General features: G+C 39.5%; 12 protein-coding genes. 7 read left to right on the forward strand and 5 right to left on the reverse strand.

Annotated features, from left to right (window positions below):
* Positions 1 to 13: 13 nt before the first annotated feature.
* The 5 genes from RYH73_RS06035 to RYH73_RS06055 form a co-directional block, all read right to left on the reverse strand.
* Positions 14 to 1,000 (reverse strand): FecR family protein, encoded by a 987-nt coding sequence (locus RYH73_RS06035; protein WP_335312498.1) that lies wholly within the window; start codon positions 998 to 1,000, stop codon positions 14 to 16.
* 61 nt (positions 1,001 to 1,061) lie between these two features.
* The gene (locus RYH73_RS06040) at positions 1,062 to 1,640 is read right to left on the reverse strand and encodes an RNA polymerase sigma factor (protein ID WP_335312499.1); all 579 of its coding nucleotides are present in this window, start codon (positions 1,638 to 1,640) and stop codon (positions 1,062 to 1,064) included.
* Between the two features lie 170 nt (positions 1,641 to 1,810).
* Positions 1,811 to 3,268 (reverse strand): lipopolysaccharide biosynthesis protein, encoded by a 1,458-nt coding sequence (locus RYH73_RS06045; protein WP_335312500.1) that lies wholly within the window; start codon positions 3,266 to 3,268, stop codon positions 1,811 to 1,813.
* A gap of 590 nt (positions 3,269 to 3,858) precedes the next feature.
* The gene (locus tag RYH73_RS06050; protein WP_335312501.1) at positions 3,859 to 5,136 is read right to left on the reverse strand and encodes an MraY family glycosyltransferase; all 1,278 of its coding nucleotides are present in this window, start codon (positions 5,134 to 5,136) and stop codon (positions 3,859 to 3,861) included.
* A gap of 365 nt (positions 5,137 to 5,501) precedes the next feature.
* Entirely contained in the window at positions 5,502 to 7,142 is a 1,641-nt protein-coding gene (locus RYH73_RS06055; RefSeq protein ID WP_335312502.1) for a gliding motility protein RemB, read from the reverse strand.
* A 144-nt stretch (positions 7,143 to 7,286) separates the two neighbouring features.
* Between RYH73_RS06055 and RYH73_RS06060 the strand changes: the two genes are divergently transcribed.
* Genes RYH73_RS06060 through RYH73_RS06090 form a run of 7 tightly spaced genes read left to right on the forward strand, consistent with a single transcriptional unit; the run spans position 7,287 to position 14,528 of the window.
* Positions 7,287 to 8,747, forward strand: a complete 1,461-nt coding sequence (locus tag RYH73_RS06060) for a flippase (RefSeq protein ID WP_335312503.1) — start codon at positions 7,287 to 7,289, stop codon at positions 8,745 to 8,747.
* 23 nt (positions 8,748 to 8,770) lie between these two features.
* The gene (locus tag RYH73_RS06065) at positions 8,771 to 9,973 is read left to right on the forward strand and encodes a glycosyltransferase (RefSeq protein WP_335312504.1); all 1,203 of its coding nucleotides are present in this window, start codon (positions 8,771 to 8,773) and stop codon (positions 9,971 to 9,973) included.
* A 17-nt stretch (positions 9,974 to 9,990) separates the two neighbouring features.
* Positions 9,991 to 11,079 (forward strand): EpsG family protein, encoded by a 1,089-nt coding sequence (locus RYH73_RS06070; protein ID WP_335312505.1) that lies wholly within the window; start codon positions 9,991 to 9,993, stop codon positions 11,077 to 11,079.
* Positions 11,072 to 12,256: a hypothetical protein gene (locus RYH73_RS06075; protein ID WP_335312506.1), complete on the forward strand. Its 1,185-nt coding sequence runs from the start codon at positions 11,072 to 11,074 to the stop codon at positions 12,254 to 12,256. Before RYH73_RS06070 ends, RYH73_RS06075 begins: the two co-directional genes overlap by 8 nt.
* Complete coding sequence (locus RYH73_RS06080) at positions 12,250 to 13,095, forward strand: glycosyltransferase family 2 protein (protein WP_335312507.1); 846 nt, start codon at positions 12,250 to 12,252, stop codon at positions 13,093 to 13,095. Before RYH73_RS06075 ends, RYH73_RS06080 begins: the two co-directional genes overlap by 7 nt.
* 1 nt (position 13,096) lies before the next feature.
* On the forward strand, positions 13,097 to 13,690 hold the full coding sequence (locus RYH73_RS06085) for a DapH/DapD/GlmU-related protein (RefSeq protein WP_335312508.1): 594 nt from the start codon (positions 13,097 to 13,099) through the stop codon (positions 13,688 to 13,690).
* Between the two features lie 22 nt (positions 13,691 to 13,712).
* A complete protein-coding gene (locus RYH73_RS06090) occupies positions 13,713 to 14,528 on the forward strand; it encodes a glycosyltransferase (protein ID WP_335312509.1) in 816 nt (271 codons plus the stop codon).
* Positions 14,529 to 14,622: the final 94 nt, after the last annotated feature.

The raw sequence follows: 14,622 nt of genomic DNA on the forward strand, positions 1-14,622 counted from the left end.
TGGGTTAAATTGTTTATTTAATTAGTAATTGATGGTTCGTTGTATCGCGCTCCAGTAGCAGTTTGTTCATCAATACGATTTTCGATAATTCCTTTTCCAGTGGTCTGCTTTTGACGACATAGCCCGTGAAGAATTTCTTATAAACGGCCTTCTTATTAAAATCGATCGGTGCCTCAAATTCCTCGCTGAGTACGGTGAAGACATAACTTAAAGGTTGTTTGTTAAATAGCAAACTATCTCCTCTGCGGATAACATGGAGATTTGTATTTGCCTGTAAGGAGGATACCTTTTTAGGTTCTTTTTGTAAAAAGTTGCTTAAGTGCTCACCCTTGGCAGAGGAGATATATTGTTGACCTGGCAAAAGAATGGTTCTTTTTGGCTGATTTTTATTGCGAACGCTGATTTTTCCCGTCAGTAGCCTAACCGACACTTGATCCTGTTTTGGATAGGCTGTTATTTCGAATCGCGTACCCAGAACGGTTGTTTCTACGCCCTTTGCCCATACCGTAAAAGGATGTTCCGGATCATTCACCACATCGAATCTGGCCATTCCCGAGAGTGTAACCGTCCGATCAGCCTTAAAATCAAGTGGAAATTCGATCTTACTGTTCGGTTCCAGCTGGATATCACTGCCATCTTCCAATGTAAAGGAAAGCACTTTGTCGCCTCTGTTTTCCCGCATGTCCCTGTGGATTATCGTTGTGATTTCCTTGCTTTGGCTCAAGGTCTTCTTTCTTTCTTGCTGTCTTTCATGAAGCAAGACGATGATTCCCAGTGAAAGTAGTACAATAGCGGCTGCTTTATATATCCATGGCGCCGGGTGATAAGAGGGACGCCTACGTGCCTGGCCATGGGCATGCAATGTCTGTTCCCATTCTGCCTCCGGTAGCAGTTGCTCCAAGGCTTCCGGATGGGTTTTTAAGTAATCCGCTACGAATTCCGCTTCTTCCGCGGTGCATTTATTTTCAAGGAAGCGTTTTAGTAAATCGTTAGGAAGCATACCGTATCATTCTATAAAAACAATACGGTTAACACAGGAGGTAACCCCTGCTCGATAACAATTAAAATTGAGAAATTATTAAAAGAATTGGAAAAACAATGCTGGAACGCAATTTTTTAAGGGCTTTTGTCATATGGTCTTCAACCGTTTTTACCGAAATATGCATTTGAGTAGCAATTTCTTTATTCGAATAACCTTCCACCTTACTTAAGTAAAAGACCTTTTTTCTAATAGGCGGTAAATTATCCAGCTGTTTTATTAAATCAGCGTAAGCCAGCCTAGAAAGCGGGGGTAATTCACTATTTGTTTGATCGTTCACTTCATTGGATAAAGATGCTTTGATCGCGCGCTCATGTGCTTTTTCTCGCAGGAAGTCGATGAGACAGGTTCGAGTGATTCGAAATAGTTGTGTGGCCAATGAAATTTCCAGGGAGAGATGGCTGTTGTATCGCCAGAATTTAATGAAGGTAAGTTGCATAACCTCCTTTGCATTTTCTTCCGACTGCATTTTCTTCCGTAGATACGAAAAAACCGGTGCGTTATACTGGGTGTAGATCGCCTGAAAAGTTCGTGTACATCCTTCTTTCAAGCGTTTTATTTGGTTGATTTCGTCGATATGTACAGTCTTTGGTTGAGGCATCGCTGAGAAAACGATGTAAAACTAGTATTTTTTGTGTTTTAAGACGATCTTTTTTTGCTTTTTTGTCTTTTTTACCGAAAGGTGCCTCGTATCTGTGCTTTTTTTTATTTTATTTTAATTTTTTGATTTGAATATGGATGAATAGTTGTTTTTTTTGATGATTTGGTTTATTAAGCTTCTTTTATAGGCTGCTTCCGGTTTTTCAATTTAACCAAGGCATAGCTTAATTCGTCCATTTCCTTAATCTTCAGCAGCCGGGCAAGGCCGAAGAAGCTCACTATGGCTACGGCTATCGCAAATAGTAGCTGCATCAAAGGTTTGCTCACCAACAGCATACTACCATAACTGCAGGCAGCCATACCGATCGTGGCAATAATAATCTTGTAGCAATCGCGCAATTGTTTCCAAGGCCCATAATTAAATAAGCGGCCCGAAGGGTAGGCATTGATAAAATAGCTTAATGTATTCACGATAAAACTACCAATGACCACGGCTTTTGTACCAAGTGGAAGGGTAATGAACATGGTTGCGATGATGATCGGCAATTTCGATAGATCCGTTTTTAAAAAGAGATCCGAACGCCCTACGGCATTCAATAAATTCAAGTTTAAGGAGCTGACCGGGGTAAACATACGTGCCAGGCATAACCATTGGAGTAGGGGAGCAGCCGGCAGCCATTTTTCCGTTAAGAAAAGCAAGATGAAAGGTTTAGCCACTACGGCAAAGAGTGTCATGCTCGGAAAAATAATAAAGGCGGTCATCGCTACCATTCGACTATAAATGCTGATGAGCTTTTCCCGATCTTGCTGAATCGTTGAAAACAGCGGAAAAGTGACGTTCGTAACAATGAGGTTAATTGTTCCCGAAGAAATTTCGGCCAGCGAATTGGCACGGGCGTAAAAGCCTAAGGCCTTCGTTTGGTACCATTTACCGATCACAATGGTGTATACATTCGTCAGCACGGTCGAATACAAGCCCGCAATCAGGATCTTGGAACCGTAGCCGAACATTTCACGAAAAGCTTGCCAGGAGAAAACCCAACTGGGACGCCATTTCGCCTGCATCCACATCAGCAAGGAGGTAGCAAGCGTCAGCGCCAGGTTTTGACCAACCAGGGCCCATACACCGAAGCCGTTATAAGCCATGTACAGCCCCACAGCGCCGCTGATGAAGACGGCCATGATATTGATTTTGGCTTGCGTCTTAAAATCGATATCGATGAGCAGTTTTGCGCGCTGCACTACCATAAAGGAGGCGATGATGAATTGCAGTCCCATTACTCTTGTTAAAGAAATCAGTTCTTGCTGATGGTAAAAACGAGCAATAAAAGGAGCTGAAAAATAAAGAAGGATATAAATCAGGAGGCTAACGGCGATGTTAAAGTAGAAAACCGTACTGAAGTCGACTTGCGAACAATTTTTACGTTGTACCAAGGCCTTACTAAAGCCCCCTTCAATGAAAAGAGTTGATAAAGCTAAAAATATACTGAGCATGCCTACGAGGCCGTAAGCTTCAGGACTGACCACACGGGCAACCAGTATGCTGATGATAAAGCTTAGCCCTTTCACCAGTATACTTTCCAAGGAGTTCCATGCAAAACCCTTAAAAGCTTTTGTTTTAAGTGACATTTGTTGACGATTGCAGCTGTCAAAGCTCCTGCAAAAGATTCATTATTGCAAGAAGTGACCGGTTATTGTGCAATTTTGTATCATTTTTAGGACGTTAAGAAATGTTTAAAAAAAAATGAAATTATCTGTTGCAAATTTCGATGCAAACTATTAGGTTTGTTTTTACCTAACAAGATGTAATATAAACCATTGAGGGGCAAGCAAGCACAATCAGTTTTTTGCATGTTGTAAGGGATAAAGCGCGCCAAGGCATTTGGGGTGTTTTATAAATAGCTAACAGATTATTAAAACTTTTTCAAATCAAACAAAACCAATTGACATGATTTCATTTATTTTTTTTGCGATAGTCCTATTTGGCGCACTTTGGGCGTGGATTGCTTACGAATATCAAAATGCTATTATACTTTCAGTAGAAGAAGAAATAGAATTGGAGGAGCTGGGATCATCATACACCGAGGTGTGTGATACCGAGTCAAAAAAATAAAGTTAATTTTTGAAAGATCTATCAAACTCTTATCTATTCGGTAGGAGTTTTTTATTATTAATAAGTGCATTAGTAGCTGTTCCTCTAACAGCTACTAATGCACTTATTAATTCTTGCTTCTTTCTAAGTTTTCTAGCACTTCCTGTGTAAAACGTTTAGCGGCTTCCGATTCATGTGGTTCAGCTAAATATTCCTTTGCTGCCAGTATCCGTACTTCAGCCAAGCTTGAATCGATAGCCGTATTGTTTACTTTTTCCAGATTAGAAGCGAGGTTTTTATTGGCCTTTGAAGCGATAGATCGCGCTCGTTGAATAACCTGAATTCGGTTTACATTTTTCACTTCGTAGATCCAGAGCATCATGTTAAAAAACACCGTGGCTAAGAGAATAAGCATCATCAATTCAGCTGTTTGCACTTGGTTCTGAATAGAGAGCGCCAACGAAACAATCAGAACATTCGTTGTTAAAATGGTGCCTGAGGCCTGTAAGTGTGTTAATCCCAAATCTAACAACCGATGATGTAGATGGTTTCTATCAGCCATAAAAGGAGACTTTCCCCGTAGAATACGCAGTGTAAAAACCCTAAATGTATCAAATATCGGCATAATTAGCAGGGCGATAGCAACTGCTGGTGCGGTATGTATCCAAGGATGGGAATCTGTTATGGTATCAGATTTATAGATTTCAACAAATTGAATACTTAAAATAGCCACAATAAAACCGATTGAATAGGCTCCTGCATCGCCCATAAAGATGCGAGCACGCTTTCTCATGTTGTATTTCAAAAAACCTAAAACCGCTCCTGCCATGCTGAAACTAAGAACACTTAGGCCTTTTTCGTCTACAAAACAGAACAGTGCCCCATAAATTAAACACACAAAAAGGGAAATGGACCCCAATAACCCATTAATGCCGTCAATTAAATTAAAGGCATTAATGATAAACACAACCACAAAACTTGTGAAAGTATAACTAAGAATAGGTCCTATTTCGTAAATTCCCATCACACCATAAAAATTAGTGAAACGAATATCAGCAAAATAAACAACAATAAAAGCGGTGATAAATTGGGCAATAAACTTTTTATAAGGATCCAAAGCAACCAAATCATCCTTCAAGCCGATGGTGAAAATAATGATGCCTGAAGCAAAGATAAAATTTGCTTTTGGCAACATGTTATCATTGATGAAAAGGCAGCTGACCAAGGCAAACGCGCTGAATACAGCTACTCCCCCTAAATTCGGCACAGAATATTTATGTATCTTCCTCGATTCAAGTGATGGATCATCTACAAGCCGCTTCGAATAAGCGACCTTAATGATAGCGGGAATCGTAATTAACGCCGTCAGGAATGCAAGTATAAAAGGAAGTAATGATGTTAGCATACGAATTGTTTTAGTTAAACATTCACTACCAAAGGTAAGTGAATTTTATAAATTTCACCAAAGGTGCCAATCAATCCAATAGAATTTTATTAAATAAATTACTTAATATGCAATATGTTTTTCTCTATCCCGAAAATACAACCAAGTGTCGGTATAAAAAATTAAAGCCCCTTCTGTCTTTTTCCGCTGAATAAAAAAATATGAATTGGTGTTAAAAAACATTTGTCAAAATATATTCGAAAATAAAAGGTTTTTAAAAAACGGCCTTCTACAATGTTTCGCTACAACAATACTGCCAAATTAAATCAATTAAAATCATTTTTCCTGCAATTGCAACAAAAAATCTCCAAGTTAGTTTTAATCTATTAAAAATCTTGGTACCAGTTTCTGAATGAGGCTCTCAAGCCAACGTTTAGCACAGTGGTCTTATTTGTCCAGATTTCATTTTTCTCCTGCCTGAAAACTCCGCCTATTTCAAAGCGTAAATTATATTTAGGATTAATTAAGTAGGCAGCCCGAAGGTCCAAGTAAGTCAGATCGGTAGCAATACCTTGTCCGATTCTGTTGCCATACAATTGAACATAATTTTCGTATGACTTAAAAATATTCCCGCCATAGTTGGTGCCCGCGTCAGGATCAATACCATACCGAGCGAAATTCCCATGAAACGAAAAATCAAATTTTCTGTAAGAATAATTTAAGCGTCCTACAAATTCCCTAAAATTAGCGCCCAATATATGAGCCAGCGGTTGGTTATAATTGGTGTATGCCGTTATCGGAGTAAAATGCTGATAGGTGTAGGGTCTGGCACTATTGTATTCACCAAGATAATTTAAATTCTTGATACCAAAGGCATCAAATCCGCGGAATCCTAACTGAAAGGCATTTTTATTATTGATATATCCATTGCCGCTAAACAATTCTTTCGTATAGAGCTCTCCCAGCAGAAGTTGCCCATAGACCGCCATATTATCCAATACCTTATATTTAGCTGTGGCCCCGATATGTACCTTGTCGGGCGAATTGCTGTTGGCCGTTTCAATAGGGCGTAAAAAGATAATTGGATTAAGATAGTTAACGTCAAAGCCACGCTTGCCCGCAGCGTTCTTCGGCGCCCACAAGATAGACTGAAATAAACCGAGAGAAAGTCGGTTATTTACATTCCAACTTAAGTATTGAAAGGCTCCCCATTTCCCTAAGTCACCCATATTTTCGCGGTTATAAATATCCGTCACGGTGCTGCTATCTCTTGATGCAAAGGGGTCGAGCATATACGTCCACATGCTCATATATCGGACATTACCCAACGTACCGGTTAACTTAAGGAATGTATAAGGAGATGAGACGTCCGAAAGTAACATAGAACGATAGCCATCTCCTATAAAATTTTTATCGTAACCCAAAGTGATGTTGAGGTATTTTATCGGTGTATAAGAAACGTTGGCAGTCACATATGCCCAATCTTGACTACGACCTGTTCTCTGATCATAGAGTTTGCCGAACTGCCCTGGTATTACTTTGTTTTTTTCAATATAATCAGTCACATAATCCGGAAAAAGCGCCTGATTCTCATAAAAGCTTGTATAAAAAGAAAAATTATTACCGATGGTAACACCTGCTTGAAATCCCCGCGTATTAGTCCATGGATTCCGTTTTTCGTTGAATGATCGAGCAATCTGAAAGTCAGGCAAAAAATCCGCATAAAAAGTGTAGTCCTCTCCCTTTACATTAATCAGGTGTTCATTGAAGAGTTTACGTCCCAACCAAGTATTTCGGTCGCGAACGCCTAAATTCATAAGCGAGTCGTACGTGGGTTGCAAAAGCGAGTCAAGAATTAATGGTTTAATGCTTGTATGCAAACGTGTATCTTTGCTGTAGAGCGTTCGATCTAATTTTTGATAAAGCTGGTGAGAAAAAGGGATGTATTGCGCCTGTGCATGGACAATAACAGGAGAAAAATGCAGAGAAACAAAGGAGATTAAAAAAATAAATACGTATTTTCTCATGTTCAGAATAATAAATGTTCTTAGCAAGATGTATGCCGAGATGGCAAAGGTAGTTTTTTTACTACATTTCTCTAAAGACCAATTGTCAAAGCTTATTCAACAAAAAGCCTATGTTTCCATCTTTCTCTTATATTTGTCTTCATTATGGGTACCATAAAAAAGAATGCGCTATACAATGTCCTTCTATCTGTTAGCCAGATTCTGTTTCCCTTGATCACGTTTCCTTATGTTTCACGCATCTTGGGCCCTGTTGGCATAGGAAACGTAAGTTTTGTGGATAGTGTTACACAGTACTTCATATTAATAGCGGCCTTGGGTATTCCTATATATGGTGTTCGGGAGATTGCCAAACTAAAAGACCAACAGGAAAAACGATCAGAGGTGTTTAGCGAACTATTGCTTATACATCTATGCACTACGGGGTTGGCCTTGTTGCTTTATATTGGTATTTTTTTTACTGCGCCCTATTTTAAGCATTACCAACCGTTGTTTTTTCTTGGGGCAATGGTGTTGTTTTTCCAATTATTTGTTGTCGAATGGCTATTTCAGGGAATGGAAGAATTTCCCTATATCACGAAAAGAACGTTATTGATACGAATCGGCTCCGTTTTAGCTATTTTTTTATTGGTAAATGGATCTGGGGATGAGGCTTGGTACTACGGGATATCCTGTTTGGCAGTTTTAATCAACGCATTTTTCAATATGACATATGCAAGACGCTTTGTATATCTCCGGCCGGTTCAAAATATTTTTAAAAAACATAGCAAGGCTTTGCTTTATATTTTTTCCCTTGGCTTAGTCACCAGTGTATATACAGTATTGGATACGGCTCTTTTAGGATTTCTGTCCACACCGGAGCAAGTGGGTTATTATGCCACTTCAGCGCGTTTAATCAAGCTGGTTATCATGGTTTTCGTCGCTTTTTCAACGGTATTGATTCCTCCCTTATCAAAGGCCTTTCATGAGAACGATACGGAACATGCAATTATGTTGTTGGAAAAATCCTTCGGGTACACTATTTTACTGAGTGTGCCCGCAAGCATTGGTCTTTATATTGTGGCACCCCTCATCATTCCTCTGTATGCGGGATCGCAATTCTTGGAGGCTACAAGTTCCCTTAAAACAATAGCTCCTTCTATCGTTTTTGTAAGCCTAAGTAATGTTTTCGGTATGCAAATTCTTAATCCAACTAATAACGAACAACTTTTTTTTTGGGCCGCTATCGCTGGCATGTTTATCAGTTTGCTGATCAATTTTAGCCTTATTCCATTTTTTGGTCAATTAGGTGCGGCTTTATCATCCGTTATCACTGAGTTTTCGGTATTAATTTTATTAATATTTTTTGCCTTGAAGAAAATCCAATTTCGACCTGCCTGGAAGTTGCTTTGGCAAGCGCTAATATCGATATTGCCGACCGTGATTATTTATCGATTTATCACAATGTACACCCACACACTACTATTGCAGCTAGTGCTGGTAATGACCATTAGTGCATTTGTTTATGGAAGTATCCAATATTTTGTTTTTCGTAACCCCCATTTGTATGGGCTTCTGGGAATGCTCAGGAAAAAACTACACAACGCAAAAAATTCATTAAAACATTAATAATTGTATTTTTGGAGCAAGCAATGGCAGCAAGAATACTATATATAGCTTTACGTCTCGATGTCACCGGCGATGGTGCCTCCATGTATGCCATGAATAATATATTAGCATTTGCTTCTAAAGCACCTGTCGATGTCATTACCCTTCGAGGGCCACGTACTGATTTCGGTCGTTCGTTAATCAGCAAATTACCGTGTCATATTGAGGAAGTCTCGGAAGAATCTATCAATCCAAATCGTGAACGTCTTCGACTCTTGCAGAGAGGGCATAATATTTTTCACGAGTCTGCCAACTTAAAGCGTACCGTTCGTAAAAAATTGGTACAATTCAATTATACACTCGTTATACTTGAGCTCTATTCTGCCTATCTTATGCCAGGTATTAGAAGGCTTCTTCCAAAGGCTAAAATCGTGCTTAATCAACATAATTACGAATATGGGAATCATCTTGAATACGTGCAATTTCGTATCGAGAACCCTCTCAAAAGAAAATTTTATGGTTTGGCCAATTTTCGGTATCGTAACACGGAACGGCGGTTAGTTAAAGAGGCTGACGGCCTCATAGCCATTTCCGAAAGTGACCGGTGTTTATTTAATAAAATCCGGAATACGGATCGATATAGTTATCTCTTATCTCCTGCCCTACCCCTAGAACAGGTAAAAGATCATTATGAGCCGCAATGTCGACATATTCTTTTTATCGGCATGATGGATTGGTATCCAAATATTCAAGGGGTTTTACAATTTGTAAAAGAAGTGTTTGCCCCTTTACTTGCGCAGACTCCATCGTACCATTTTCATATTGTAGGTAAAAATCCGGTAGAAGAAATCAGCCAATTACAATCAACCAATGTTCATGTAACAGGAGCGGTTGACAATATTGACATCTATATTAAGCAATGTGACTTAATGGTGGTACCGGTTGCCCTAGGTGGCGGTGTAAAAATTAAAGTAATGGAAGCTATTCAGAAAGGTATACCCTTACTTGTACATCGAGCAAGTGCAAGGGGTTATGACGGAGTCGCTGATTACTTTATTGTAGATAACATGACGGAATTTAAGAGACGTATTATCGCCTATCCACGAGAAATAGCCGACCATATAAATGCACTTGGCGACGCACAAGAGGCACTTCGCAATCAAATGAAAAAAAATAGCGAGACAGTAGGGCAAATTCTGGAAGATTTCGCCTTTTTTAAACAAAACAGTAATAGGATCGACGGTTGATTTACATTATTCTATATATGATTCTTGGTGCTTTTGCACTCCTAGACCTGGTTAAAAATGCAGAGAAGATCAAGCATCTGATATTCTGGTTTTTCGTACTCGTACTCATTTTTATTAGTTCGATACGATGGAATGTCGGTACAGATTGGTATGCCTATACCGATTACTTCAGCAAAGTAGAAAATTATGTAGAAAAACCCGAGACCAACATGATGGAAAGAGGCTTTACCTATTTGAATTATGTGGTAAAGTTGTTTACAGATAATTATAGTGTATTACTGACGCTAATGGCTGTGCTCACCATTGGTTTGAAGGCGGGGTTTATCTACAAACATAAGAATATCCTATTGCTGAGCCTTTTCTTGTATTTCTGCTATTATATGGCAGATATCTTTGCTGTCAGACAATACCTGGCCATTTCTATTACACTATGGTCCATTTCGTATATTACTAAAAGACGATTCATTCCATTTATAGCCATCATCGTGTTTGCATCGCTCATTCATATCACAGCCATCTTTTTTATCTTTGCCTATTGGATTTATCCAATGCGTTTTTCACCAAAGCTGATCTATTGCTCTTTGCTGTTTGCACTCGTTTTAGGCTTTGTTGATATTGGGGGGCTTCTGGTACGTTTGGCTATGCATATTGCCGGTGTTGATTCGCGTGTAGGCGAAAAATTGCTATTTTACAATGAAGAAACATTGGATATGACAGGTAATCCTTATGTTGCTTTTGCAATCGGTGTTGCTAAACGGGCTATTTTTATTCCGGTTTTTATTGTATTTCAGCCCTATGTAGCTCAAATTGATCGACCGAAATATACGGGGTACCTTAATTTGCTTGTCTTCGGTAACCTGATATACTTTCTCTTTATGGTGAGCTTACCTGTTATGGCCCGCCTGTCAACTGGATTTTTACTGTTTGAAATTTTTGTATTAGCTTATCTCGTTTTCTATTTGAAAGATAAAAGTTTACGACTGGTCGCTTTTTTGGTACTCTTGTTATTCGGCGCTTTCCGGCTTTACAACTTGATTTCCGTATATTATAACTTGTATGTACCTTTTGAGACAATTTTTGCACCAACCGATATCATCCGTGAGTAAACAAGAGTTGTTTTATATAGAACCCTTTATGCGAGGCGTGCAACATGCACCCTTTAACGCAGCTATGCTCCAAGTGGTTCAACGGATTTACCCCAAAGCTACTATTCAACTCTGGTGCTCTAATGATCATTTTCTGGCAATAAAGGAGCAAAGTCCATTAAGCCTTCAAATTGTACACAGAACATTAAACATACCAGCACTTCTTCAAGCTAACAAAACACGTTGGGTTTATAAACATTTAATGGAATGTTGGTTATTGACAAAACTTCTGATACAGGCTAAAAGAAAGAAGGTAGATTTGGTGTATTTTTCTTTTTTATCTCCGCCTGCCCAATGGTTATTGAGTCGTTACCGTACTTTTTTCTTTAAGAAATTGAGCATTGTCGTACAGCTTCATGGCTTATCGTTGTTAAAAGCCACCAAACAAATGAAATCCACTGATCGTATCTATGCCAGACTGCTTCGCGGTGCCTTTCGGTGGAAGACAAGCTTTTTATATTATATTGTCTTGGAAAAAGGTGCCCAACGTTACCTTCAGCAACAGCAACTAATACCTACCTCCCATTTAATTTACATACCTCACCCCTACATTTTTAAAAAGCATGCCATTCGGCAAAAGAAAGAGGGTGTGCTTACGTTGGTTCATTTGGGCGTTGCGCGCTTATCGAAAGGATCCTCTCAATTTTTTGAGCTTGCGTACCGCTTTAAAGAAGAAATAAAGAGACATCAAGTTGTTTTCAAGGTAATTGGGCGCGTATTGCCCGAAATGGATAATTACCTCAATACCTATGTTGTCTATCCAAAAAATAAAGAGATGTTATCGGTAGCCGAATATCAAGAGGCACTGAATGGTGCTGATTATGCCCTATTTTGTTATGATTCGGATAACTACGAGCTGACCAGTAGCGGGTCCCTTATGGACGCCATTGCCGCTTATAAACCAATTCTCGCCTTACGTAATCCTTCTTTTTCGGAATTATTCTCAATCGTGCCACATCCACCGGGACAATTATTTGCGGATTTGACAGAGATGGAAGCATACATTCGTTCCATGCTGGATCTTCAACTGCGTACCAATGAGGCTACAGAAAGTGCGTTTATGGTCTTACAAACGCACTTTGGCATTGACAATGTAGCAAAAGAGCTAAACGAACACTTAAAGCGCATCGTATGCTAACGGACCAGAAAAAATTATATTCAAACGAGACTGTCAGCTTACCATTGATTAGCGTTGTCATCCCGATGTATCAGGCCGAGCAGAGTATCCGAAATGCACTGAGCTCCGTTGTCAATCAGCAGTATAAACCCTTAGAAGTTATCATCGTGAATGATGGTAGTAGGGACCAATCTGTTGAAAGGGCGGAGCAATTTATAGCCGAACAAGATAAGGGGGAGATCACTTTTTATTTAATCAATCAACCAAACAGAGGCGTTTCCTGTGCAAGGAATGTGGGTATGCGTAAAGCAAAAGGAATATATATTGCCTTATTAGATGCTGACGATGAGTGGCTGCCCCATAAATTAAAAAGACAAATGGAGGTTTTGCAGGCAAATCCTGAAATCGATTTCCTCGGCACTAATCGTAACGGCGAACACTGGAAGAGATGGTTGTTTAAGAAATTCCAGCATCTTACTCCAATTTCCGCACATCTCCTATTATATAAAACCTTTTTTGTGACACCAACCGTTCTTTTTAAACGGAAGGTACTCGAAACCACAGGTTTTTTTGATGAGCAGCAGCGTTATGCAGAAGAAGGGAACTTTTGGATTCGCATAAGCAATGAACATCATTGTGTGTTACTGAACGAAAGCTTAGTGATCACTGGCAATGGCAAGCCAAATTTTGGCTTTTCCGGTTTATCATCCAATTTAAAGGAAATGGAAAAAGGAGAACTTAAAAATATGTGGCTAGGCTACCAGCTTGGTGTAGTTGGCTTTTTAGAGTATGTATTTTTAGTGTTTTATTCGTTAATCAAGTATATTCGTCGACTGGCCATTGTCAAATTAAGAAGATAGCATGCTGAAGAAATACGGTTTTGGAGGCAGTATAAAACTGCTCATACATTGGATTCGTACAAAGGTCTTTTATCCGAAAGCCCGTATCATACGGTTTCCCTTTGAGATTCGTAATGCACGGTACATTCAACTAGGTGAAGGACTGACAACTGGAGTAGGATGTCGGTTGGAAGCGCTACCTATTAAAAGTGATGTACTCACTTGTATTGAGCTTGGTAAAAGCGTACAGTTGAATGATTATGTTCATATCGGTGCCATTGAGCAGGTTTGGATAGGAGACGAAGTGTTAATTGCCAGCAAAGTTTTTATTACCGATCATAACCACGGCTCGTTCGATGACTTGTGCGATGAAAAAGAAACAAAGGCTGCTCCCATTGATCGACCGCTACGCTCCAAGCCGGTACATATAGGCAATCGTTGCTGGTTAGGCGAAAACGTGATCGTTTTACCAGGCGTTACATTAGGCGAAGGTTGCGTTGTCGGGGCGGGCTCGGTCGTTACGAAATCCTTTCCATCCTATTCATTGCTTATTGGCAATCCGGCAAAGTTGCACAAAAGATTCAACTTGGATTCTGGCCATTGGGAACGAGCTTAGTGGAGCCTATTAAAAGATTACCATGACAATAACAGTATCCATCGCCCTCTATCATAATGATCCATTAGAAGTTCAAGAAGCAGTATGCAGCTGTCTATCTTCCTCCTTGGTGAAAAGGATATATCTCATTGATAACTCAGCAAACAATAATTTCCGAAGCTTTGCTGAAGATGAACGAATCGAATATCATCATTATCCCGAGAATATCGGTTTTGGTGCTGCACATAACCAAGCCATTCAACTTTGTGAAAATTCTGACTATCATGTAATTGTTAACCCGGACATAGCGTTTTGTGGCGATGTTGTTGAACAATTGACAAGCTTTATGGATCAACATCCCGACGTAGGACTGGCTATGCCTAAGGTTCTATATAAAGACCGGCGACTGCAGCGACTCTGCAAGTTATTACCCACGCCTTTTAATCTATTTGGCCGTCGTTTTGCCTCGACTAGCCGGTGGGCAGCGCGATTGAACGAGCAATATGAGTTAGCGTTCTTTGACTATGATCAATTAGCAGATATTCCTTGTCTTTCCGGTTGTTTTATGTTCGTCCGCAATACTGTATTGCAGGAATTAGGGGGCTTTGATCCCCGCTTTTTTCTCTACTTAGAAGACGTAGATCTGGTACGGCGTATAGGTCAGGTGTCTCGTACGGTCTTTTATCCTTTTGCATCCATTACACATGGTTATCAAAAAGAATCCTATCATAATCGCAAGGTTCTTCGCCTTCATATGAAATCAGCCATTCAATACTTTAACAAGTGGGGTTGGTTTTTTGATCGAGAGCGAAAAAGAATCAATAAAGACACTTTAAAGAAATTGATGAGAAAAATGTAAAAAGCTTTATCTTCGCAGAGAATGTCGGTTCAATCATGAGGGATTTTATTAGTCATCATTCGTTGTTAAGATATCTATTATGATGTAATAAATT

Source organism: Olivibacter sp. CPCC 100613 (assembly GCF_036959255.1).
Classification (GTDB): Bacteria; Bacteroidota; Bacteroidia; order Sphingobacteriales; family Sphingobacteriaceae; genus Olivibacter.